17 protein-coding genes are annotated in these 24,616 nt (G+C 62.3%); 11 read left to right on the top strand and 6 right to left on the bottom strand.

Going from position 1 to position 24,616, the window contains the following annotated elements:
• Positions 1-3: 3 nt before the first annotated feature.
• Positions 4-1,108, bottom strand: a protein-coding gene (gene prfB, locus GTP45_RS12090) for a peptide chain release factor 2 (protein ID WP_161014094.1) whose coding sequence is annotated in 2 segments (ribosomal slippage) — positions 4-1,026 and positions 1,028-1,108 — 1,104 coding nt in all. Because the reading frame shifts where the segments join, the coding sequence is not laid out codon by codon here.
• A gap of 161 nt (positions 1,109-1,269) precedes the next feature.
• On the opposite strand from prfB, the gene GTP45_RS12085 reads away from it, so the two are divergent.
• From GTP45_RS12085 to GTP45_RS12040, 10 genes are all read left to right on the top strand, one after another.
• Positions 1,270-3,282, top strand: a complete 2,013-nt coding sequence (locus tag GTP45_RS12085; protein ID WP_161014093.1) for a bifunctional 2',3'-cyclic-nucleotide 2'-phosphodiesterase/3'-nucleotidase — start codon at positions 1,270-1,272, stop codon at positions 3,280-3,282.
• Positions 3,279-3,794: a tetratricopeptide repeat protein gene (locus GTP45_RS12080; RefSeq protein WP_161014092.1), complete on the top strand. Its 516-nt coding sequence runs from the start codon at positions 3,279-3,281 to the stop codon at positions 3,792-3,794. The genes GTP45_RS12085 and GTP45_RS12080 overlap by 4 nt, the downstream gene beginning before the upstream one ends.
• A 164-nt stretch (positions 3,795-3,958) precedes the next feature.
• Entirely contained in the window at positions 3,959-5,116 is a 1,158-nt protein-coding gene (locus tag GTP45_RS12075; RefSeq protein WP_161014091.1) for an ABC transporter substrate-binding protein, read from the top strand.
• 75 nt (positions 5,117-5,191) lie between these two features.
• Complete coding sequence (locus GTP45_RS12070) at positions 5,192-6,082, top strand: branched-chain amino acid ABC transporter permease (protein WP_161014212.1); 891 nt, start codon at positions 5,192-5,194, stop codon at positions 6,080-6,082.
• A 3-nt stretch (positions 6,083-6,085) separates the two neighbouring features.
• Complete coding sequence (locus tag GTP45_RS12065) at positions 6,086-8,023, top strand: branched-chain amino acid ABC transporter ATP-binding protein/permease (protein WP_161014090.1); 1,938 nt, start codon at positions 6,086-6,088, stop codon at positions 8,021-8,023.
• Between the two features lie 12 nt (positions 8,024-8,035).
• Positions 8,036-8,758: an ABC transporter ATP-binding protein gene (locus GTP45_RS12060; protein WP_161014089.1), complete on the top strand. Its 723-nt coding sequence runs from the start codon at positions 8,036-8,038 to the stop codon at positions 8,756-8,758.
• Between the two features lie 208 nt (positions 8,759-8,966).
• A complete protein-coding gene (locus GTP45_RS12055) occupies positions 8,967-10,037 on the top strand; it encodes a DUF4272 domain-containing protein (RefSeq protein WP_161014088.1) in 1,071 nt (356 codons plus the stop codon).
• Between the two features lie 8 nt (positions 10,038-10,045).
• The gene (locus GTP45_RS12050; RefSeq protein WP_161014087.1) at positions 10,046-10,501 is read left to right on the top strand and encodes a YbaK/EbsC family protein; all 456 of its coding nucleotides are present in this window, start codon (positions 10,046-10,048) and stop codon (positions 10,499-10,501) included.
• A 42-nt stretch (positions 10,502-10,543) separates the two neighbouring features.
• Positions 10,544-12,583, top strand: a complete 2,040-nt coding sequence (locus GTP45_RS12045) for an alpha/beta hydrolase domain-containing protein (RefSeq protein ID WP_161014086.1) — start codon at positions 10,544-10,546, stop codon at positions 12,581-12,583.
• Positions 12,580-13,926 (top strand): 8-oxoguanine deaminase, encoded by a 1,347-nt coding sequence (locus tag GTP45_RS12040; protein WP_161014085.1) that lies wholly within the window; start codon positions 12,580-12,582, stop codon positions 13,924-13,926. The genes GTP45_RS12045 and GTP45_RS12040 overlap by 4 nt, the downstream gene beginning before the upstream one ends.
• Here the strand turns inward: GTP45_RS12040 and GTP45_RS12035 are convergent.
• From GTP45_RS12035 to GTP45_RS12015, 5 genes are all read right to left on the bottom strand, one after another.
• Complete coding sequence (locus GTP45_RS12035; protein WP_161014084.1) at positions 13,918-14,235, bottom strand: DUF2288 domain-containing protein; 318 nt, start codon at positions 14,233-14,235, stop codon at positions 13,918-13,920. The genes GTP45_RS12040 and GTP45_RS12035 overlap by 9 nt on opposite strands.
• A 2-nt stretch (positions 14,236-14,237) precedes the next feature.
• Positions 14,238-14,933 carry an RES family NAD+ phosphorylase gene (locus GTP45_RS12030; RefSeq protein ID WP_161014083.1) on the bottom strand — a complete coding sequence of 232 codons (696 nt, stop codon included), beginning with the start codon at positions 14,931-14,933 and terminating at the stop codon, positions 14,238-14,240.
• Complete coding sequence (locus tag GTP45_RS12025) at positions 14,934-15,368, bottom strand: antitoxin Xre/MbcA/ParS toxin-binding domain-containing protein (protein WP_161014082.1); 435 nt, start codon at positions 15,366-15,368, stop codon at positions 14,934-14,936.
• 61 nt (positions 15,369-15,429) lie between these two features.
• Complete coding sequence (recJ, locus tag GTP45_RS12020; RefSeq protein WP_161014081.1) at positions 15,430-17,124, bottom strand: single-stranded-DNA-specific exonuclease RecJ; 1,695 nt, start codon at positions 17,122-17,124, stop codon at positions 15,430-15,432.
• The gene (locus GTP45_RS12015; protein WP_166454591.1) at positions 17,121-18,155 is read right to left on the bottom strand and encodes a hypothetical protein; all 1,035 of its coding nucleotides are present in this window, start codon (positions 18,153-18,155) and stop codon (positions 17,121-17,123) included. Before GTP45_RS12015 ends, recJ begins: the two co-directional genes overlap by 4 nt.
• 260 nt (positions 18,156-18,415) lie before the next feature.
• Between GTP45_RS12015 and GTP45_RS12010 the strand changes: the two genes are divergently transcribed.
• Positions 18,416-24,595, top strand: a complete 6,180-nt coding sequence (locus GTP45_RS12010; RefSeq protein WP_161014079.1) for an SdrD B-like domain-containing protein — start codon at positions 18,416-18,418, stop codon at positions 24,593-24,595.
• The last annotated feature ends 21 nt before the right edge of the window (positions 24,596-24,616 follow it).

Genomic DNA, 24,616 nt, shown 5'->3' with positions numbered 1-24,616 from the left:
GGATTACACGCCTTGTTTGAGCGAGGCCGAAATGAAGTCGTCCAGGTCGCCGTCCAGCACGCCCTTGGTGTTGCCGGTTTCGTAGTTGGTGCGCAGGTCTTTAATGCGCGACTGATCCAGCACGTAGGAGCGAATCTGGTGGCCCCAGCCCACGTCGGTCTTGGAGTCTTCCAGCTTTTGCTGCTCGCTCATGCGCTTGCGCAGTTCCAGTTCGTACAGTTTCGCCTTCAGCATTTCCATCGCTTCGGCCTTGTTGCGGTGCTGCGAACGGTCGTTCTGGCACTGCACCACGATGCCCGACGGGCCGTGGGTCAGACGCACCGCGGAGTCGGTTTTATTAATGTGCTGACCACCGGCGCCCGATGCGCGGTAGGTATCGATACGCAGGTCGGCCGGATTGATCTCGATATCGATCGAGTCGTCCACTTCCGGGTACACGAACAGCGACACGAATGAGGTGTGGCGGCCGCCGGCCGAGTCGAACGGCGACTTGCGCACCAGGCGGTGCACGCCGGTCTCGGTGCGCAGGAAGCCGTAGGCGTATTCGCCTTCCACTTTCAGGGTCGCGGTCTTGATGCCTGCCACCTCGCCCTCGGATTCTTCCATCACTTCGACCTTGAAGCCCTTGCGTTCGCAATAGCGCAGGTACTGGCGCAGAAGCATGGAAGCCCAGTCTTGCGCCTCGGTGCCGCCGGCGCCGGCCTGGATGTCGACGAAGCAGTTGTTCGGATCCATCGGATTGTTGAACATCCGGCGGAATTCCATGCCCTCGATGACTTTACGGACGTCTTCTGCATCGACGATCAGCGCTTCCAGCGTGTCGTCGTCGCCTTCTTCCTTGGCCATGTCGATCAAATCGCCCATGTCCTTCAGGTCGGCGTTAGCCTTGGTCAGCGCGTCAACCACCGCCTCCAGCGACTTCTTCTCCTTGCCCAGATCCTGCGCTTTCTTAGGATCGTTCCAGACCGCAGGATCTTCCAGCTCGCCGTTTACTTGTTCGAGCTTGTCGACTTTGCGATCGAAGTCAAAGATACCTCCGAAGTTCGGCTTCGCGCGTGGTCAGATCGGCGAGCAGGGAGGTGAGGGCGTTAATGCGTTCGGCTTCCATGGTTTTCTTCTTTTCTAAGGCTGAAATCAAACCTTGGATTATACCGTAACCGGCTACGCTCTCCCAGTGCCGCGCGGCTGGCGGCCCGGCGGCGGTGAAAACCTGCCATTTAAGCCACAAAACGTATAGAATATTGCAGCCTGCAACTCATCCTGTCGTCCATGCGCCCAAACCACCGCGCCTGCCACATGCTGCCCGCTTTACTGATCGGCTGCGCCATTGCGCCGCTGGTTAGCGCGACGCCGTCCGGCGCCGAGGCGACGCTGGCGCTGCTGGAAACCACCGACTTGCACGCCAATGTGCTCAGTTATGATTATTACAAATTGCAGGCCGATCCCGCCATCGGCCTTGAGCGCACCGCCACGCTGATTAAGCAGGCGCGTGCCGAATATCCGAACAACCTGCTGCTCGATAATGGCGACGCGCTGCAAGGCACGGCGCTGGCCGACTACCAAGCCTTGGTCAAGCCGGTGAGCTGTGCCGAAGCGCCGGCCATCTACAAGGCCATGAACCAGCTGGGCGTGGACGGCGCCGGCATCGGCAATCACGAATTCAATTTCGGACTGGCCTACCTGAACCAAGTCACCGGCAGCCACTTCGACGTCGACGGCGTACCGGCTGACGCGCCACGCTGCGCCGGCCCGAATTTCCCCATCGTGCTGGCGAACCTGTACAGCGCCCGCACGCGCAAGCCGCTGTTTGCACCGTACCGTATCCTGACGCGCCAAATTCGCGCCACCGGCCCGGATGGCAAGCCGCTGACCGCCACCATCAAGGTCGGCATCATCGGCTTTACGCCGCCGGGCGTGCTGTCGTGGGATAAGCAATGGCTGGCCGGGAAGGTCTACGCCGAGGGCGTGCGCGAGACCGCGCAGAAGTACATCCCGCAGATGCGCGCCGAGGGTGCAGACCTGATCGTCGCCATCTCGCACGGCGGCATTGACGGCGAGGCTTATGCGCCGGAGATGGAAAACGCCAACTACCACCTGGCGCAAGTGCCGGGCATCGACGCGCTGCTGATCGGCCACGAACACCTGCCATTCCCGGACGCCGCCAGCAAGCGCGCCGCTTTCAACCTGCCCGGCGTGGACAAAGTCAAAGGCACGGTATTCGGCGTGCCGACCGTGATGGCCAACCTGTGGGGCAAGCACCTCGGTGTGATCGGCCTGCACCTGAAATACGACGGCGCGCGCTGGGTGGTGGACAAGAGCCGCACTACGGTCGAAGCACGCAGCACCAAGCAGGCGGACGGCAGCTACGTCGCCGCCGATCCGGCCATTGCGCAACTGATAGCGGCCGAACACGCGGCCACCATCCGCTACGTGCAAACTCCGGTCGGCACCAGCGATTTCCGCATGAGCAGCTACTTTGCCGATGTTGGCGACATCAGCGCCATCCAGCTGGTGAACCAGGCGCAAACCGCCTATGTGCAGGATTACGTCAAGGCCAATCTGTCGCAGCACGCAGCGCTTCCGGTGCTGTCGATGGCGTCGCCGTTCAAGACCGGCGCTGCCAGCGCGGCCGATTACACCGACGTCAAACCGGGCGCGGTCGCCCTGAATAACGCCGCCGACCTGTATCTGTATCCAAACGCGCTGCACGCCGTGAAGCTGAACGGCGCAGGCTTGAAAGCATGGCTGGAAAAATCCGCCGAACGCTTCAACCGCATCGACCCGGCCAGCAGCGCGCAGCAGGAACTGGTCAACACTGCTTTTGCAGGCTTCAATTTCGACATGCTGACCAATGCGGACGTCAGCTACCAGATCGACGTCACCCAGCCGGTCGGCCAGCGCATCGTCGCCTTGCACTACAAAGGTGCAGCGTTGTCGCCATCGCAGGAATTCATCGTAGCGACCAATAGCTACCGCGCGGGCGGCGGCGGCAACTTCCCCGGACTGGATGGCAGCAAGACCGTGATCGCCGCGCCGGATTCCAGCCGCGATGTGCTGATCGCCTACATCCAAAAGGCCAAGCAGCTCAGCCGCGCTCACAATGGCGCCACGCGCAGCTGGCGTTTCGCGCCGGTGGCGACCAAGGGCGCTGTCGTGTTCCATTCCGCACCGGGCTTGCTGAACCTCGCGCGCGAAGCCGGATTGGCGGGCGTATCGCAACTCAAAACGGACGATGGCGGCGGCAAAGGCTTTGCCCTGTACGCCATCGATTTGAGCAAATGAGCCGCCTGCGCATCGCCATCGCCGCGTTCATGCTGGCCTTCGTCGGCGCTGCAACCGCAGGCCCGGTCGAAGAAGGGCGCCTGTGCCTGCGCGGCTCCGACGGCACACCTGCGAATCTGCCGCGCGCTTTTGAACTGTTCAGCAGCGCCGCCAAGAAAGGCGACGCCCAAGCCGCCTACTACCTCGGCATGATGTACAAGAACGGCATGGCCGTCGCGCGCGACCTCAAAGCCGCCGCGCAATGGCTGCAATTCTCCGCCAATCGGCAAACCCCGGCCGCCATGTTCGCGCTGGCCAAGCTTTACCTGAGCGGCGAAGGCGTCAAGCGCGACGAACTGGCGGCCCGCCGCTGGATCGAAAAAGCCGCCGACCTCGAATACCCGGAAGCCGTGATGGCCATGGCCATCGGCCTGCGCGACGGCTCCATGGGCTTCGAGCGCAACGAAGCCCTGGCCGAAACCCAGATGCGCTTCGCCAACCGCGCCCTCAAACAAGCCGCGCCCGGCTTGTAATCCTTACACCTGGCTTACAAACGCCCACTCAGCAAACGCTTGCTGCGATGCCGCACATGTATCTGTTGCCGCTGTTGATTTACTAACCTACAATGTTTTTCCGATGGGGCGACTTTCCAGCGTACGACTACTACAAAAAACGTTGTATCAACAGGAGATGGCACATGAATTTCAAATTGAAATTGCTCGTTGCAGGTTTAGCACTCGGTTTCGCAGCTTCCTCCCAGGCGGCTGATCCCATCAAGATCGGCGTGTCCGGCCCGTTCACCGGCGGTTCTGCGCCGATGGGCGTGTCCATGCGCGACGGCGTCAAGCTGGCCGTGGCCGACATCAACGCCAAGGGCGGCGTCCTGGGCCGGCAAATCCAGCTGGTCGAACGCGATGACGAAGCCAAGCCGGAACGCGGCGTGCAGATCGCGCAGGAACTGATCAACAAAGAGAAGGTCGTGGCCACCGTCGGCTACATCAACACCGGCGTGGCGCTGGCCTCGCAGCGTTTCTATCAAGACGCGAAAATACCGGTGATGAATAACGTCGCCACCGGCTCCATCATCACCAAGCAGTTTGCCGATCAGCCGGAGAACTACATCTTCCGCAACTCCGCCAATGACCAGATCCAGTCGCACATGATCGTCAAAGAGGCGGTGGACAATCGCAAATTCAAAAAGGTCGCGATTCTGGCCGACTCCACCAACTACGGCCAGCTTGGCCGCGAAGACCTGGAAAAAGCGCTGGCCGAAAAAAGCCTGAAAGCGGTCGCCGTCGAGAAGTACAACATCAAGGACGTCGACATGACGGCCCAGCTGCTGAAAGCCAAGCAGGCCGGCGCTGAAGTGGTGCTCACCTACGGCATCGGCCCTGAGCTGGCGCAGATCGCCAACGGCATGGAGAAGCTGGGCTGGAAAGTGCCGCTGATCGGCAGCTGGACTTTATCGATGGCGAACTTCATCGACAACGCCGGCAAGAACGGCAACGGCACCCGCATGCCGCAAACCTTCATCCAGGATCCCAACACGCCCAAGCGCAAAGCCTTCATCGACGCCTACATCAAGGCCTACAACCCGCCGCAAGGCCGCATGCCGTCGCCGGTATCGGCGGCGCAGGGTTACGACTCGATCTACCTGCTGGCTGCCGCCATCAAGCAGGCCGGCAGCACCGACGGCCCGAAAGTCAAAGCCGCGCTGGAAAACCTGAGCGAGAAAATCGACGGCGTCGTGACCACCTACGCCAAGCCGTATAGCAAAGACGATCATGAAGCCATCAACGCCGACATCACCGTCTTCGGTGAAGTCAAAGACGGCAAAGTCGTTCTGGCCAAGTAAGGCTACCTAGCGCGCCAATAATGGCCAGACTTGTTGATCGAGACAAGCTGGCCATTTTTCTTGTCGGGGAAAATGATGGAAATTCTTTTGCAACTGGTGTTCAGCGGCATCGCGCTGGGCATGATCTACGCGGTAATCGCGTTTGGCTACCAACTGACGTTCGCGACCTCCGGCACGCTGAACTTCGGCCAAGGCGAATCGCTGATGCTGGGCGCGCTGGTGGGACTGAGCCTGGTCGGCAATATCCATGGCGGCCCTTACATGAGCTACCTGCTGATGATCCCACTGGTGATCGTGTTCGGCGCGCTGCAAGGCATGTTCGTGGAATGGATAGGCGTACGGCCGGCGATCAAAATCAAATCCGAATTCGGCTGGATCATGTCCACCATCGCGCTGGCGATTATCTTTAAGAACGTCGCCGAAAATATCTGGGGCAAGGACGACCTGACCTTCCCATCGCCGCTGTCTTCCGCGCCGATTGAAATCCTTGGCGCCAATGTACAGCCGATGCAGATAGCGGTGGTGGTGGGCGCGCTGGCCATCATGGCGGCGGTCGAAATCTTCAACCGCAAATCCATCTACGGCAAGGCCGTTGTCGCCACCGCCAACGACCGCGATGCGGCGGGGCTGATGGGAATAAACACCGGCATGGTGATCACCTTCTCGTACGCGCTGTCGTCTGCCGTCGCCGCGTTTGCGGGCGTGCTGGTAGCGCCGCTGACACTGACCGGCGCCACCATGGGCGCATCGCTTGGCTTGAAAGCGTTCGCCGTGGCGATTATCGGCGGCCTGACTTCGGGCGTCGGCGCCATCGTCGGCGGCCTGATATTGGGCGTGGTTGAAACCACGGCCGGCTACTACATCTCCACCGGGTACAAAGACGTACCGGGCTTGCTGCTGCTCCTGCTGGTGCTGGCAGTGAAACCGTCCGGCCTATTCGGCAAAGCCGCCATTAAAAAGGTCTGACCCATGAAGAAGACAATCATCGCAGCAAGCGTGGCGGGGCTGGCGGTACTGGCGCTGTATCCGGCGCTGATTCCGAATCCGTACTACATCCATTTATTCGAAACCATCTTGATCTACGCGATCCTGCTGTTCGGGCTGGATATCGTGGTCGGCTACACCGGGCAAGTGTCGCTGGGCCACGCGGGCCTGTTTGGCATCGGGGCTTACGTCACCGGCGTGCTGGTATTCAAACTGGCCGCGCCGTTCTGGATCACCATTCCTGCCTCCGTGATCATCGCGGCGGTGTTTGGCGCCGTGCTTGCGCTGCCGGCCTTGCGCGTGACCGGCCCATACCTGGCCATGGTGACGCTGGCCTTCGGCACCATCATCCAGATCCTGATCAACGAAATGACCTGGCTGACCGAAGGGCCGATGGGCATCAAGATCGCCAAGCCGGTGCTGTTCGGCCAAAAGCTCAGCGAGGTGCAGTACTACTACATGGTCGCCGTGTTGATGGTGGTGTCGCTGGTGGTGGTGCACAGGATTTTGAAATCGAACCTCGGCCGCGCGTTTGAAGCGCTGCGCGACAGCCCGATTGCGTCGGACTGCATGGGCGTATCCGTGTATCGCTACAAAGTATATGCGTTTATCATCAGCGCCGGTTTCGCCGGCCTGTCGGGGAGCTTGTATGCGTATTCGGAAGAGTACATCAACCCGAGCAGCTACACGTTTGAGCTGACCATCCTGTTCCTGCTGGCCGTGATTATGGGCGGGCGCAAAACGCGCTCCGGTTCCTTGATCGGTGCGCTGATCGTGGTGATGCTTCCTAGCCTGCTGGCCGACATTGAACTGTTCCGCAAAATTGCCGTAGCGGCGGCGGTGCTGGGCGTGATCGGCTCCGCGCTGGCGATTGCGCGCAAGCGCTCCACGCCGCGCGGCGTGCTGGTGCCGCTGGTGGCGACCATCGGCATGGCGGCGTTCTCGTTCAAGCTGGAGAACATCGTTGACTGGCGGCTGACCATCTTCGGCTTAATGACTCTGTTCGTGGTCTACTACCTGCAAGACGGGATCGTCGGCTTCCTGCAAGGGCTGATGGGGCGCGGCGCGGTGCACGCCAAGGCGGTAGCGTCGAGCGGCGCCGAGCCGTTCCCGCGCGCGCAAGGCGGCAAGGCCGGCGACAGCCTGCTCAACGTCGAGCAAATCCTGATGCAGTTTGGTGGCTTGAAAGCGTTGAACCAAGTGGATCTCAACGTAATTCAAGGCTCGGTGCATGGCCTGATTGGCCCCAATGGTTCCGGCAAGAGCACTATGATGAACGTGCTGACCGGGATCTACAAACCGACGGCAGGCAAGGTAGCGTTTTCCGGCGCGGTGATCTCGGGCCGTACGCCGTCGGAGATTGCGCTGGGCGGCGTGGCGCGTACCTTCCAGAACGTCCAGCTGTTTGGCGAGATGACGGCGACCGAGAACGTGCTGGTCGGCCTGCACAACACCTTCAAATCCAATGTGCTGGACGTGATGCTGCAAACGCCGCGCTACAAGCGTGAAGAGAAGGCAGCGCGCGAACGTGCTGCCAGCATTCTGGAATTTGTCGGCCTGTCGGATCTGGCGAACGAAGAGGCGCGCAACCTCCCGTATGGCAAACAGCGCCTGCTGGAGATAGGCCGCGCGCTGGGCCTCAGTCCGCGTCTGCTGCTGCTCGATGAGCCGGCGGCCGGCCTGACTGCGCCCGACATCAAGGAACTGATGGCCATCATCCGCAAAATCCGTGATCACGGCATCACCATCATCCTGATCGAGCACCACATGGACGTGGTGATGGCGCTGTCGGACACCGTGACTGTGCTGGACTTCGGCCAGAAAATCGCCGAAGGCAAACCGGCCGCCGTGCAAAGCGATCCGAAAGTGATCGAGGCCTACCTGGGCGGCGGCAGTGATGAAAAAGCGCCGGCGGCGCATTGACGAGGACACGACATGCTATCGATCTCCAATCTGCACGCGGCCTACGGCAAAGTCGAAGTCCTGCACGGCATCTCGCTGGACGTCCCGAAAGGGAAGCTGGTGACTCTGATCGGCTCCAACGGCGCTGGCAAAACCACCACCATGCGCGCCATCTCCGGCATGATCAAACCGAAAGGCGGCAAAGTCACGCTGGACGGCAAAGACATCACCGGCTACGACTCGCACAAAATCGCCCGCGCCGGGCTGGCGCATTCGCCGGAAGGGCGGCGTGTGTTTGCGTCCATGAGCGTGACCGACAACCTGCTGCTAGGCGCCTTCCCGCGCTTTACCCGCGCGCGGCCGAAGGGCGACATCAAGCACGATCTCGAAAAAGCGCTGGAACTGTTCCCGCGTTTGAAAGAGCGCCAAACGCAGCTGGCTGGCACCTTATCGGGCGGCGAACAGCAAATGTTGGCAATGGCGCGTGCTGTCATGCTGAATCCCGAGGTGGTGCTGCTGGACGAACCATCGATGGGCCTAGCGCCAATCTTGGTGGAAGAAGTCTTCCGCATCATCCAGCGCCTGAAATCAGAGGGTGTAACGATGCTGCTGGTGGAGCAGTTTGCCGCCGCCGCGCTCAACGTCGCCGACTACGGCTACGTCCTGGAAAACGGCAACATCTCCGTCCACGGCCCCGCCGAAAGCCTGAAAACCGACCCCAAAGTCATCGCCGCCTATTTGGGAGGCGGGCATTAAAATTTAGCAAATTCGGGGTCAGCTCTGTCAAATGGACACGCGCTAAGCACTTTTGATATTTCTCAATGCATTCCTGCGTGGCTAGAGGGCGGCGTCTGCGCTAGGTCGCCATCTCCAATGGCATCTTGTAGAATGACGCATTGATATTTCTCAAATATCTTGTGCGCCTGTCCAAATGACAGAGCTGACCCCGAATTTCAAAATTGTTATGCTAAATCGACTCAAGCAGCTGTTTTCCCCGAAGGACATTAGTAACCACGTTCTGCTCAACGCTTACTGCACGGTGGGCGATGTGCCCAAGCCGTCCTTCCCGCACGTGGTGAATGGCCGCCGTGACTTGTCCGGCGGGGAACTCGCTCCGCACCTGAACGGCATGATGCATTTGCTGGCCGAACAAGGCCAAGGCACGATGAGCCGCACTCGCTATCACGTGATCCGCCACCTGCAACGCACGCAGCACCACATCAGCCTCGCCATCGATCCGGCTCACATGGCCGAGTTCCATGCGTGGGCGGAAGCGGCCAATGTCATCGCCTTTATGGCCGACGGCAGTGTGCGCGATCCGCAAGGCCGCGTGCTGCTGGCCATGACCGGTGACGGCGATCCGAAAGCTGTGGTGCCATATCCGCCGCAAGCCTGGCAGCGCAAGGCGCGCAGCGAGGAACAACTGGCCGCCCGCAAGATCATCGTGCCGGCGGATTTGCCACCGCTGGTGTCCGAGCCAGAGCTGCGCCAGCGCGCACCGGAAGATATTCTGCGCCGCATGCTGGCGCTGTTCGTGGTCGCCATCCGCGCTGAATCCTTGAATAGCAAAACGCCGATCACGGTCGCTGATTTGCAGCAGCGCTTCCCGCCAGCCTTCGCCGGCCTCACCGACGCCGAGCGCGATTTCCTTGCGCAGGAAGCGCCGGACGAACAGACCATCACGCAATTCCTGTGGCGTTATGAGGCCATCCTCGTGCTGCAATGGGCGCTTGGCTTGCAAGAGGAGCTGCCGTTCGCGGATGCGATTTGCGACGTGTCGTCGATCTCCAGCACGGTGATCGATCGCGGCACGGAAGGCTTGCGCAAGCAGCCGGTCGCGCGCGCCGCGTCGGAGTTGCTCGATGCGCTGGACCTGCACTATCGCCAGCACTGGGCCAGCCGCCAAGCCATCCTGAAAAAGACGCCGGTCCCGGCAAACCTCAACGACGGCGTGCTGCAAGAGCGCCACCACGCCTTGAACTGGCTGGTGCGCTTTGAAGACCGCGAGTGGGACGATGTCGATACGCCAACCTGAAGAATCCTATGAGCCTGCAATCGGTACGTGAATTTTTCCATTCCCGCGATATCCAGCTGCCTATCATCGAGACCGAGGCCAGCACCGCCACCGTGGCGCTGGCGGCCGAAGCGCACGGCGTGGAGCCGGGCCGCATTGCCAAGACGCTGGCGTTCCGCGTCGCCGATGGCAAGGTGATTTTGCTGGTCGCTAGTGGCGTCGCGCGCGTAGACAATCGCAAGTTCAAGGAGGCTTTCGGCAAGGGCAAGATGCTCGGGCCGGAAGAAGTCGTGGAACTGACCAGCCACCCGGTCGGCGGCGTTTGCCCATTCGGCCTGCCGCAGCCGCTGCCGATTTATCTCGATCACTCGCTGAACAACTTTGATGAAGTGCTGCCCGCCGCTGGCTCGATCAACAGCGCGATCCGCATCACGCCCGCGTTGCTGGCCTCCGTCACCGAAGGGAAGTGGGTAGACGTCTGCTAAGGGGCTTGCTACGATAGGCGTTTAAGCTATCGGGGGCATGGGATGAAACGCAAGTTGGCTTTGTTGGCGATGGCGGCAGCGGTAACAACGGCGCACGCCGCAGTCGAGCGCATTCAAGTAGTTGAACGTGTGCCGTTCGCTCCCGGCGTCACCTTCGGCGAATTCGGCGCGTACGAAAAGATACGCGGCGTCGCTTACTATGCGCTCGATCCAAAAGCCGCAGCCAACGCCGCCATCGTCGATCTTAAAAAAGCCCCGCGCGACAAGCAAGGCCGCGTACTGTTCTCCAGCGAGTTTGTGCTGCTGCGTCCAACCGGCGCGCAGCCAACCACGCTGCTCTATGATGTGAACAATCGTGGCAACATCGCTATTCTCGGCCAAGTCAATGGCCGCAGTCCAGCCCACAACGATCCAACCACCGCTGCCGACGCCGGCGATGGCTTCCTGATGCGCCATGGCTTTTCGCTGCTGTTCTCCGCGTGGACGTGGGACGTTGCGCCGACCGGCGTTGCCGGCGGACGCCCGCTGGTGTTTGCACCGCCTGTCGCGAAAGGCGTGAAGGGCAAGGTGCAGAACGAGTTCACCGTCAACGCGCCAACCGACATCGTCACCTACGCAGGCATGCGCGGCTTGACCTACGAGCCTGCAACGCCTAACGATCCGCACGCCCAGTTGACTGAACGTGCGCGTCAAGGCGACAAGCGCAAGCCGATTCCGCGCAGCGCATGGCGTTTCGTGGAGCCTGAATTGAAGGGCGGCCCGGGCCGCGTGCAGCTGGACGGCGGCTTCAAGCCCGATACGATTTACGAGATTACCTATGTCGCCAAGGATCCGTACGTGACTGGCGCTGGCTTGGCTGGCATCCGCGATTTGCTGTCCTACTTCCGCGACCATCCATTTGAAGGCGCAGCCGCGCCGCGCAATGTGCTCATGTTCGGCATCAGCCAGTCGGGCCGCGTGATTGGACGCATGATGACTGATGGCCTTAACGTCGACGAAAGCGGCAAGCTGGTATTCAACGGCGCCTACCTGCAAGTGCCGGGCGCCGGCGGCTCGGCGGGCTTCAACAGCCGCTTCGCCCAGCCGACCCGCCATCCATCAATGATGGAGGAACACGATTATCCAGCCGATGCTTTCCCGTTCACTGCCGCGCCATCGCGCGACCAGGTCACAGGCAAGACCGCGTCCACCTTGGACAAGGCCCGCGACAAGCAAGGCAATCTGCCCAAGCTGATTTACGCGAACACTTCCACCGAGTTCTGGAATCGCGGTGCCTCGCTGATCGCCACCACGCCGGACGGCGAGCGCGACGTCGCACCAGCGGACAACGTGCGCATCTACGGCTTCATGGGCGCGCAGCACTACGTTGGCCGCTCCAAGACGCGCGCGCCGTTCACCGCTTGCGTATCGACCAGCGACCACTATCTGCCGATGCGCGCGCTGATCGTCGCGCTGGACGACTGGACCACCAGGGGCAAGCAACCGCCAGCCAGCGCCTACCCGCAACTGGCCGACGGCACGTTGACGACGGTGGCCGACTATCGCGCCATCTTCCCGAAAGGCTTCGGCCTCACTCCGCCGGAGCAGAACCTGCGCGAGCCGCGCCTAGACTTCGGCCGCCGCTACGCCACCCAAGGCATCGCCGATATCGTCCCGCCACGACACGGCGACGACTATGAAACGCGCGTGCCAACGCCGGACGCGGACGGCAACGACAAGGGCGGCGTGCGTCTGGTGGAGCTGCAAGCGCCACTCGGCACCCACACCGGCTGGAACCTGCGCGCACCGGAAACCGGCTTCGCGTGGGCCACCTCGCGCTTCGACGGCAGCTTCGTGCCATTCGCCCGCACCGAAGCGGAGCGCGTGGCAGCGGGCGATCCGCGTCCTAGCCTCGAAGCGCGCTACGCCAATCGCGACGCCTACGCGGCCGCCGTGCGCGCCGCCGCCGAGCGCCAGGTCGCTGCCGGGCTGCTGCTGCAAGAAGACGTCGAACGCACGATGAAGGAAAACCTCGGCCTGTACGACCGCATCCTCGCCCGCGATCCATCCGACCAAAGCTGCAACTACCTGTTCGCACAATGAAAACACTGTTAATCAAGAATGCCCGCGTCCTTGTCACGATGGACGACACGCGCCGTGAGATCGCCAACGGCGCGGTCTTCATCCGCGATAACGTGATCGAACAAGTCGGCGTCAGCGCAGACCTGCCGCAGGCCGCCGACGAAATCATCGATGCCAGCAACCACGTGGTGATGCCGGGCCTGATCAACACCCACCATCACATGTACCAAAGCTTGACGCGCGCGATTCCCGCCGCGCAGAACGGCGAGTTGTTCAACTGGCTGACCAATCTCTATCCGCTGTGGTCCGGCCTCACCGCCGAAATGGTGCACGTCTCCACGCTGACGGCGATGGCGGAGCTGATCCTGTCCGGCTGCACCACCAGCAGCGATCACCTCTACATCTACCCGAACGACTGCAAGCTCGATGACAGCATCGAAGCAGCGCATAAAATCGGCATGCGCTTCCACGCCTCGCGCGGATCGATGAGCGTGGGCCAGTCGAAAGGCGGCTTGCCGCCGGATCGCGTGGTGGAAGAAGAGGGCGCCATCCTCAAGGACACCCAGCGCCTGATCGAAACCTACAATGACGCCAGCCGCCACGCCATGCAGCGCATCGTGGTGGCGCCATGCTCGCCGTTCTCGGTGTCGCAAGATCTGATGAAGGAATCGGCCAAGCTGGCCCGCGGCTACGGCGTTTCCATGCACACGCACCTGGCGGAAAACGTCAACGACATCGCCTATAGCCGCGAAAAATTCAATATGACGCCGGCCGAATACGCCGAGGACTGTGGCTGGGTAGGCCCGGACGTATGGCATGCCCACTGCGTGCAACTGGACGACGATGGTATCTACCTGTTCGCCCGCACCGGCACCGGCATCGCCCATTGCCCATGCTCGAACATGCGGCTGGCTTCCGGCATCGCGCCGATCCGCAAGATGCTGGATCGCGGCGTATCAGTAGGTTTGGGCGTGGACGGCAGCGCCTCCAACGACGCTGGCCACATGATGGGCGAAGTCCGTCAAGCGATGCTGCTGCAACGCGTCGGCTTTGGCCCGGACGCGATGACGGCGCGCCAAGCGCTGGAAGTGGCCACGCTGGGCGGCGCCAAGGTGCTTAACCGCGACGACATCGGCGCGATCAAGCCCGGCATGTCGGCGGACATCGTGATGTTCAAGCTGGATGGTATCGGCATGGCCGGCGCGCTGCACGATCCAGTGGCGGCGCTGGTGTTCTGCACCCCGCCGAATGTCGCCTACAGCATCATCAACGGCAAGGTGGTGGTGCGCGAAGGGCAACTGTGCACGATCGACCTGCCGGTCGTCATCGAGCGCCACAACGCACTGGCGGCGAGCTTAGTTTAAGGCTTTCTGTTCCTGCACGAGGATGAACGGGCTGACTACGCAGGCCCACAGCTCGGCGTTCGCCTCAAGCCACGACTGCGCCTGCTGATCATTGACCTTGGCGATCAGGCCGGAGTTCATCCACTGGCTGATGTTGGCCTTGTCATCGTGCGAGATGCGCACGGCGACATCGACCAGGTCCAGCGAGTTGGCGACCCACACCACGTTCCCCTGCGCGAAGTGTTTGAGCAGCTCCGTCCACGGCAGGCGCGCCGTTTCGCGATTGACCTTGGTGCGGAGTTCGATATCTTTTTCTGGTTTGGTTTGCATGGTTAAATAATTTCTATCTTCGGTACTGGGCTACCCTGCCATGTTAACCGATAGGCCGCCCCTTTGCGAACATTGCCCACCAGCGCGGGGCGGAAGCAGGCGAGGTTGGTGCCGCCTGCGTGCCGCACGCTTGGGTAGATCACGCCCAGCGAACCGCTGTCCAGCAGCCGTTCGGCCAGCGTTTGCGAGGCGACGTAGCTATCCGGCGCCAGGCAGTTGGCGAAGTGCGGCTGTTCGCGCAGGTCATGGAAGCTGGCGGTGAAATCGGCCAGCATGCATTGATACTGCACGCTGTCGTCGAAGCGGCTGATTTCCGCGTATTCCACGGCTTTATGAAAACTGACTTCGGCCAGCGCGGTCTCCACGTCGAACGCGCAATACCACGCGCCGCGCAAGCCGTCGTTAAAGCGGCTGCCCTCGGGGCGGGCGTAGGTAAAGGCGGCGTTCACGATGCGGAAGTTGGGCACGCCGAATACCAGTTCATCGACGCTGATGCCGGCCGCGCCGCCGTTCTGGGTACGCAGGCGCGCGTTGGTGGCGTTATCGAGGTCGAATAAGTCGTGCAGATGGTCGTCGCTATCGGCCAGCGGCGACAGCACCGAATCCTCCAGATCCGCAAAGCGCGAGGGCAGCAGGCGGCAGGTGTCGAACTGCCGCAGCGTGGTGAGGGGCAGGGATGGAACGAGGCTGACCGGCACTTACAGTCCTCCGCGGCGGGCGTCCAGTAACTGGCGCACGATCTGCATGGCGAGCAGGCCGCCGCCCAGCATGTAGGCCAGCGGCGTGCGGCCCTCAAAAATTTGATTGGTGTTCGGGAGGCTGACCCATTCATCGGCCAGTTTGTCGCCGTAGATGATGTGCAGCGCCTTATAGATGCCCAGCAGGTAGGAAATGCGCGTGATGCAGTCGACTTCCAGCGTGCGCTCCGGGTTCTTTTTCCAGTCGTAGTAGGCGCTGTTGGACAGGCCGCCGAGCAGCTGGCGCGCGTCTTCATCGCGCACCTTCCAGGTGGCGACCAGCTTGAAAAAGCCCTTCAGGGCCGACTTGGACAGGCGCTCGCGCTCCGCCTTGGCGTTGAGATCCACCATGACGGTTGGTTCGAAGCGGCTGCGGGGGTAGGCATAGGTAAGCATAAATCCTCCGTTGTTGGATTCAATATACTCCGATTTCGGATTAAATGCTATCCGTTTTCAATTAAGCCGGTTCCGCGTGCTCCACCAAGAGTTGCACTTTGGTAACGCCGTTGTACTCGTTGGCATCCAGCCGGAACGCCACGCGGGCGCGCTCGCCCAATGAGTCGATGTGGCCGAACCAGATGGCGTCGTAGCGGGCGCCGTTCTTTTCCAGTAGCAGTTTGAGGTGGCGCTCTTTCAGGATGCGCTGGCTCACCACGCGGAATTCGTCGCAGAATACCGGCGGCGCAAAGCCCTGGCCCCACACCTGGCCGTCCATCTCCTGGATGAAGGCGGTGGTGTAGTAGGCATCTTCCAGCGGGCCGTCGGTTTCGATCACGCGCTCCAGTTGCTGCTTGCTGAGCCACGAGCGGCCGACTTCTTCAAATGCCTTGGCAAAGGCGTCAAACGCGTCGGCGCGCAGGGTCAGGCCGGCCGCCATGGCGTGGCCGCCGAATTTGTCGATCAGCGACGGTGCTTTTTTGTAGACCAGGTCCAGCGCGTCGCGCAGGTGGAAGCCGGGGATGGAGCGGCCGGAGCCCTTGATCCAGCCATCGGCGCCGGGTGCGAAGGTGATGGTCGGGCGGTAGAATTTTTCTTTCAGACGCGAGGCGACGATGCCGATCACGCCCTGGTGCCACGATTCGTCAAACACGCAAATGGTGCTGCTTTCGGCCGGCTCAAACTCGTCCAGGTGCAGCATGGCCGTATCCTGCATATCGGCTTCGATCTCGCGCCGTTTCAGGTTGATGTCGTTCAGTTGCTGCGCCAGTTGCCATGCGCGGCCTTCGTCGTCGGTGATCAGGCATTCAATCCCGAGCGACATGTCCTCCAGGCGGCCGGCCGCGTTCAGGCGCGGGCCGAGCGCGAAGCCGAGGTCAAACGGATTGGCGTTGCGCGGATCGCGGCCGGCCACGCGGTACAGCGCGGCCACACCGGCGTGCATGCGGCCAGCGCGCATGCGCTTCAGGCCTTGGGCGACCAGGATGCGGTTGTTGGCGTCGAGGCGCACCACGTCGGCGACGGTACCCAGCGCCACCAAGTCCAGCAAATTATCCAGTTTCGGCTGCGGTTGCGTTTCGTACGCGCCGCGCTTGCGCAGTTCGGCGCGCAAGGCCAGCAGCACGTAGAACATCACGCCCACGCCGGCAATGTGCTTGCTCGGGAAGCCGCATTCCGGCTGGTTCGGATTGACGATCACGCGCGCGGCGGGCAGGGTGTCGGCCGGCAGGTGGTGGTCGGTCACCACCACTTCGATGCCGCGGCGGTTGGCCTCGGCCACGCCGTCGATGCTGGCGATGCCGTTATCGACCGTGATGATGATGTCCGGCTGCTTTTCGCGCGCTGTCAGTTCGACGATTTCCGGCGTCAGGCCGTAGCCGTACTCGAAGCGGTTCGGCACGATGAAGTCGATATTCGCCCCCATGGCGCGCAAGCCGCGCAGGGCCACGGCGCAGGCGGTGGCGCCGTCGCAGTCGTAGTCGGCCACGATCACCATGCGCTTGTTGGCGGCGATGGAATCGGCCAGGAACACGGCGGCAGCGTCGATGTGCAGCAGGCCCGATGGCGGAATCATGGCCGCCAGTTCGCTCGACAGCTCTTTCGGATCGGTCAGCCCGCGCGACGCGTACAGGCGCGCCAGCACCGGGTGAACGCCGTTCTGGCGCAGCATTTCGGATTCGCGGAACGGGCAGGGGCGGGTGCTAATGCGGGTCATGATTGCTTCAACAGGGAATTCAGGGTTGGCTTGCGCCAGAACTTGCGTTGCGCGCCGCCGGTGCTGGCGACGGTGGTCCAGCCGTTGCGGTGGCTCAGGATCAGTTGAACGCGCGCGATGCGGCCGCCCTTCAAGGCAGCCAGCAGCGGTGCAAACCATTCCTGCTCGATGCGCTGCATGCGGGCCAGCCAGTCGGCCCAGTCGCCTACTTGCGCCGGGGCGATGAGGTCGGCCAGCATGACGGCGCCGGGCTGGGCGATCAGTTGTTCTACGTTCGGCTGCACGCCGGCTGCCAGTGCGTCCATCCACTGCGTGCCGCCGGCGATCGCCACGCGGCCGGCCGGTGTGGCTGGGCCGGAGCCGCCCCACAGCCAGCAGGAGTTGATCGCTTGCAGGCCGCGCGCCTGGCGCGCTTCGTTGATTGGATGCTCGTGCCACAGCATCTGGATTTCATTTTGCAGCTTGCGGAAGTCGCGTGCGCGGTCGCCCTCTGGTAGCCAATCGCTCATGCTCTGAGTGCTGGTGGCGTCCGGCGAGGCGGTGCGCAGGCCGGACCAGTCATCGGCGCGCAGGAACCACAGGCCCGGCGCGCCATGCAGCAGCGGCTTGCCGATTTCCTCGCAAAACGGGCGGGCGATCTCGTACAGGCCGCGTGATTCGGCCTCGCTCAGTTGCAATCCGCGCAAGTCGGACAGCAGCATGTGGGTGCGGGAAATCTGCACATGGGCCGGCTGCAGCATGAACCAGTATCCCTCGGCGGCTTCGGCCGCCAAGCCGCAGCCGCGCATCACGGAGGTGGCTAGCGGAGCGCCGGTATCCGGCTGGCTGGGAGCGCTGGCCAGACCAAGCGCGTGCGCCAGCCATGCCTCGTGCGGCAGCACGCGGCTTTCATTGTCGTAAATGCTATGTTGGAAGTGACTGTGGCGAGTCAACAACGCGGCCAGTGCAGGCGTTTGCAAGGCCCGGATCAGGTCGTTGGCCAGCTCGGGTGGAGGCAATGCAAAGGGGAGTACAAGGGAAATTTCGGTCATGGCGAGATTGTAGGCCATCCCGCCGATCGGCGATGAAATTCTTTCTGGAAATAAAAGTTTCGAAAACACCACAAAATAGGAAAAATCTTAATTATTATAAGTAAATCTTCGCTATAATTGCGACAACTAAAATGTACTAAAGGCATCACCTCCAGTCCCCGTGATGCCTCAGGTTGTACCAGCCACTGTCTACCCAATCCGCGTAGCAGACGTGCCGGCCCGATTGATAACTCCAAAAAACGACTTTTGAAGGCCCATGTATGAGCGCTATCAGTATTTCTACCAGTATTCACATTTGTGAAGATACCTACGGTACTTTCGACATCCGCGACATCCTTATTGCCGCTGGCCATCCCGCCGACACCAGCACGCTGAAAATTTCTGCCATGCGCGTAACGCTGCCGGACGGCACCGTTACCACCAGCACGCCGATGTTCGGCAAGATCGACGCTGATACCATATTCGCCAAGCCAGGCGCATGGGCGCCCAACTACAACGGCCAGTTCGGCACGTTTGAGTTGGTGCTGGAATCTGGCAACGGCAACTCCAATACCATTTCGCTGAGCCTGCAAGTGGTGGTGGACCCTGTCAACGATGCACCGACTGGCGCCGACAAGGTCTTCAATCTGAACAATGGCGCCCCGGTCGTGCTGGCGCAAAACGATTTCGGTTTCGTCGACGCGGTAGAGCACGATGCCTTCCAATCGATCATCATCACCTCGTTGCCGCTGGCCGGCAAGCTGACCCTGAACGGTGTGGCCGTGGCCATGGGCGCGGAAATTTCCGCTGCCGACATCGCCGCCGGCAAGCTGGCTTTCGAGCCTAGCCAGACCACTTCGGGCAGCTTTGACATCGGCTTCAAGGTACGTGATGCGGGCGGCCTGGTCGGCTGCAATGCCGCCGACACCAGCGTCACGCCCAACTACCTGACCTTCAAAGTGCCGCAAGCGCACCTCGGCGATTTCGTCTGGGAAGACACCAACGGCAACGGCGTGCAGGACGGCGGCGAAGCCGGCATCGCTGGCGTGACCGTGCAACTGAAAGACGCGGACGGCCACGTGGTGCAAACCACCACCACCGATGCCAGCGGCAAGTACCACTTCGACGTCAATGCCGGCACCTACACCGTCAACGTGCAGCCGCCGGCCGGCTACGCCGCTTCGCAGGCGGGCCAAGGCGGCAATGGCGCCACCGACAGCGATATCGACGCCAGCGGTAACAGCGGCGCCATCGTGCTGACCCCGGGCCAGACCAATAACGATGTCGATGCAGGCCTGTATCGTCCAGTCTCGCTGGGCGACACCGTCTGGTACGACACCAACCGCAACGGCGTGCAAGACGGCACGGAAGCAGGCGTGGCGGGCGTCAAGGTCACGCTGCTGGACGCCTCCGGCAACCCAGTGGCAGGCGCCACCGCCACCACTGACGCCAACGGCCACTACCAGTTCAGCAACCTGAAACCGGGCACCTACAGCGTGCAGTTCGATAAGACCACGCTGCCAGCCAACTACTACTTCACCAACGCCGGCCAGGGCGGCGACGCCACCAAGGACTCGGACGCCGACGTCAACACCGGCAAGACCGCGCAAGTCACGCTCAACTCGGGCGAGACCAGCCAGCACCTGGACGCCGGCATCGTCATCCAGCAAGCCACCGTGGGCGACCGCGTGTGGGAAGACACCAATGGCAACGGCGTGCAAGATAACGGCGAGCAGGGCATCGATGGCGCCACCGTCTCGCTCAAGGACAGCAACGGCAACGTGGTCAGCACCGTGGTCACCCATGACGGCGGCCAGTACAGCTTCACCGTTGATCCGGGTACCTACTCGGTGTCGGTGAGCGCACCGGCAGGCTACGTCGCCACCGGCGCGGGCCAGGGCGGCAACGGCGCCACCGATAGCGACATCGACAGCAGCGGCAACACCGGCGCCATCGTATTGACCCCGGGCCAGACCAATAACAACGTTGACGCCGGCTTCTACAAGCTGGCCTCGCTGGGCGACAAAGTCTGGTTCGACAGCAACCGCAACGGCGTGCAAGACGGCGGCGAAGGCGGCGTGGCCGGCGTGAAAGTGATCCTGCTGGATGCCTCGGGCACTCCAACCGGCGCTACCGCCACCACCGACGCCAACGGCAACTACGTGTTCGACGGCCTGAAACCGGGCACCTACAGCGTGCAGTTCGACAAGGCTACGCTGCCGGCCGACTACAGCTTCACCAGCACCGGCCAAGGCACCAGCGCTACCGATTCGGACGCCAACGCCGTCAACGGCAAAACCGGCCAAGTGACGCTGACTTCGGGCTCCAGCAACAACGATCTGGACGCCGGCATCGTCATCAAGCAAGCCACCGTGGGCGACCGCGTGTGGGAAGACAGCAACGGCAACGGCGTGCAGGATAGCGGCGAGCAGGGCGTCGATGGCGCCACCGTGTCGCTCAAGGACAGCAACGGCAACGTGGTCGGCACCGTGGTCACCCACGACGGCGGCCAGTACAGCTTCACCGTCGATCCTGGCACCTACACCGTGTCGGTCGCACCACCGGCCGGCTATAGCTTCACCGCCGCAGGCAAGGGCGGCAACGGCGCGCTCGATAGCGATGTCAACGGCGCAGGCGAAGCCACCGTCACGCTGGCCGCAGGCGAGAACAATCCCAACATCGACGCAGGCGTGTATCGTCCAGCCTCGCTGAGCCAGATCGTCTGGTTCGATGCTGACCGCGACGGCCGCCTGAACAACGGCGAAAGCGGCGCTGCGGGCGTCAAGGTGATCCTGCTCGACGGCAGCGGCAACCCTGTACCGGGCGCAGTCGCTTACACCGACGCCGCAGGCCACTACCAGTTCACCAACCTGGCCCCGGGCAATTACAGCGTGCAGTTCGATAAGACCTCGCTGCCGGCCGGCTACGACTTCACCACCGCCGCGCAAGGCGGCCCGGGCGGCGTCGGTTCCGACGCCGACACCGGCACCGGCAAGACCGCGCAAGTCACGCTGGCTTCCGGCGACGACATCACGCTGCGCGCCGGCCTGGTGGTTCAGCAAGCCACGCTGGGCGACCGCGTGTGGGAAGACAAGAACGGCAACGGCGTGCAGGATAGCGGCGAAGCCGGTATCGTCGGCGTCAAGGTTGATCTGAAGGACGAGAACGGCAACGTCGTCAAGACCACCACCACCGGCGCCGACGGCAAATACAGCTTCACCGTTGATCCGGGCAAGTACTCGATCTCGGTTACCGCACCAGCCGGCATGACCGCCACTGGCCAGCACACCGGCGCGGACGGCGTGGACAGCGACATCAACGGCGCCGGCCAGAGCGATCTGGTGACGCTGGCTGCCGGCCAAACCAATAACAACGTCGACGCCGGCTTCTACAAGGGCGCAGCACTGGGCGATAAAGTCTGGATCGACAGCAACCGCAACGGCGTGCAAGACAGCGGCGAAGCGGGCGTAGCCGGCGTCAAGGTACTGCTGCTGGATGCCAGCGGCAATCCAACCGGCGCTACCGCCACCACTGACGCCAGCGGCAACTACAGCTTCACCAACCTGAAGCCGGGCACTTACAGCGTGCAGTTCGACAAGGCTTCGCTGCCGGCCGGCTACGTATTCACCAACGCCGACCAGGGCAGCAACGACGCCAAGGATTCGGACGCCGACATCAACACCGGCAAGACCTCGCAAGTGACCTTGCAGTCGGGCGCTGTCAACAACGATTTGGACGCCGGCCTGGTGGTCGTGCAAGCCAAGCTGGGCGACCGCGTGTGGGAAGACACCAACGGCAACGGCGTGCAGGATAACGGCGAAGCCGGCATCTCGGGCGTGACCGTGCAGCTGAAAAACGCCGCCGGCGCCGTGGTGCAAACCACCACCACCGGTGCCGACGGCAAGTACAGCTTCACCGCCGATCCTGGCACCTACACCGTCTCCGTGACCGCACCTGCCGGCTACAGCTTCACCGGCAAAGACCTGGGTGGCGATGATGCCAAGGACAGCGACTTTGGCGCCACCGGCCAGAGCAACAGCGTGGTGCTGGCCTCCGGCGATAACAACACCAGCGTCGATGCCGGCCTGTACAAGCTGGCATCGGTCGGCGACCGCGTCTGGCTGGACACCAACAAAAACGGCATCCAGGACAGTGGCGAAGCCGGTGTGGGCGGCGTTAAAGTCAAGCTGCTGGACGCCAACGGCCAGCAAGTGGGCGCCATTGCGACCACCGACGCCAACGGCAACTACATGTTCAACAACCTGAAGCCGGGCAGCTACACCGTGGTGTTCGACAAGTCGACGCTGCCGGAAGGCATGGTCTTTACCAGCGCCAACCAAGGCAGCAACGACGCGGCTGATTCCGACGTCAGCGCCGCCGGCGTGTCGCATACCTTCACGCTGACCTCGGGCCAGGTCGACAAGACCGTGGATGCCGGCGTGCTGGCGGCCGCCACCATCGGCGACCGCGTATGGATCGACAAGAACGGCAACGGCTTGCAGGACAGCGATGAATCCGGCAAGTCCGGCGTCACCGTCGAACTGAAAGACAGCACCGGTAAAGTCATCAAGACCACCACCACCGACAACAACGGCAACTACAAGTTCTCGGTGGAGGCCGGCACCTACGCCGTCAACGTCAAGGCGCCTAGCGGCTACTACACCACCACCAAGAACGTGGGCAGCGACGACGCCAAGGACAGCGATGCCGACAGCAGCGGCAACCTGGGCCAGGTCACGGTTGCTGCCGGCGACAACGTCACCAATATGGATGCCGGCCTGGTTCAAAAAGCTGAAATCGGCGACAAAGTCTGGTGCGACCTGAACGGCGACGGCGTGCAGCAAAGCGGCGAAGGCGGCGTGTGCGGCGTCAAAGTCACCCTGTACAACGAAAAGGGCGTGGCCATTGCTAGCGACACCACCGACGCCAACGGCCTGTACTCGTTCACCGGCCTGATGCCGGGCAAGTACCAGGTCAAGTTCAACGCGCCGGACGGCTACCAGTTCACCAAGCAGGACGTGGGCAGCGACGACGCCAAGGACAGCGATGCCGATGTCAACGGCACGACTTCGTGGTTCTCGCTCACCTCGGGCCAAGTCGACAAGACCCGCGATGCCGGCCTCGTCAAGCTGGGCAGCATCGGCGACAAGGTGTGGGAAGACATGAACTACAACGGCGTGCAGGATAGCGGCGAGAAGGGCGTTGATGGCGTCACCGTCAAGCTGTACGACGCCAACACCGGCGCGCTGAAAGGCACCACCACCACCCACGATGGCGGCCAGTATCTGTTCGACGACCTGGCGGCCGGCAGCTACAAGGTGGAAGTGATTACCCCGAGCGGCTATTACTTCACCAAGGGCGGCATGGGCACCGATGCGACCGACTCGGACATCACCACCATCTCGGGCAGCAGCGGCAAGACCGGCGCGATCTCGCTCGGCTACGGCCAGAACATCAACACCGAGGATGCCGGCCTGTACCGCAAGGGCGCCATCGGCGACAAGGTGTGGCGCGACGGTAACCACAACGGCATTCAGGACTCGGGCGAAGAGGGCATTCCGGGCATCCGTGTGTCGCTGTTCGACGCCGTGACCGGCAAGCAGCTGGGCTCGACCATCAAGACCGACGCCTACGGCAACTACAAATTTGCCGACCTGACGCCGGGCACCTACTACCTGCAGTTCGACAAGACCGACGTGGTGGTGAACTTCGCCTCGGGCTTCGGCACCTACAACATGAGCAACTGGAAGTGGGGCGTGAAGAACACCGGCACCAACGACCAGATCGACTCGGATGTGGCTGGCGACGGCAAGGCGCTGACTAATATCACCAAGACCGACACCATCACCATCACGTCGGGCAAGAACGATATGAGCTGGGACGCCACCATCACGCCGATTGCGATCGACTTGAACGGCGACGGCATCCACACCATCGCCCGCGAAGACATGACCGGCAGCTTCGACCTGCTGGGCACCGGCAAGGCGATCCAGACCGGCTGGCTGTCCAAGGCCGATGGCTTCCTCGCGGTCGACAACAATGGCAACGGCCAGATCGACGACATCAGCGAATTGTTTGGCGGCGTGTCCAAAGGTTCGGGCTTCGCCAAGCTGGCCAGCTACGACAGCAATGGCGACGGCGTGGTCAACGCTTGCGACGCGCTGTTCTCGACCCTGAAGATCTGGCAGGACGCCAACAGCAACGGTAAGACCGATGCGGGCGAACTGATCAGCCTGGCACAGGCCGGCGTGGCCAGCTTGAACGTGGCTTACACCGAGCTGCCGTTCATCGACGCCAACAACAACCTGCACCTGGAGCGCAGCAGCGTCACGCTGAGCAACGGCAAGACGGCTGATATGACCGACGTGTATTTCAACGTCGCGGCAGGCGATGCAGCAGCGGCCGGTATCACCACGGCGACCCTCGCAGAACTGGTGGGGCAATCCACGGTACACGCGTAATTCATCACATTTAGACTAAAG

Source organism: Duganella rivi, assembly GCF_009857435.1.
In the GTDB taxonomy this organism is placed as follows: Bacteria; Pseudomonadota; Gammaproteobacteria; order Burkholderiales; family Burkholderiaceae_D; genus Rugamonas; species Rugamonas rivi.
The sequence above is the reverse complement of the archived record's forward strand: the minus strand, read 5'-3'. Positions and strand labels throughout refer to the sequence as shown.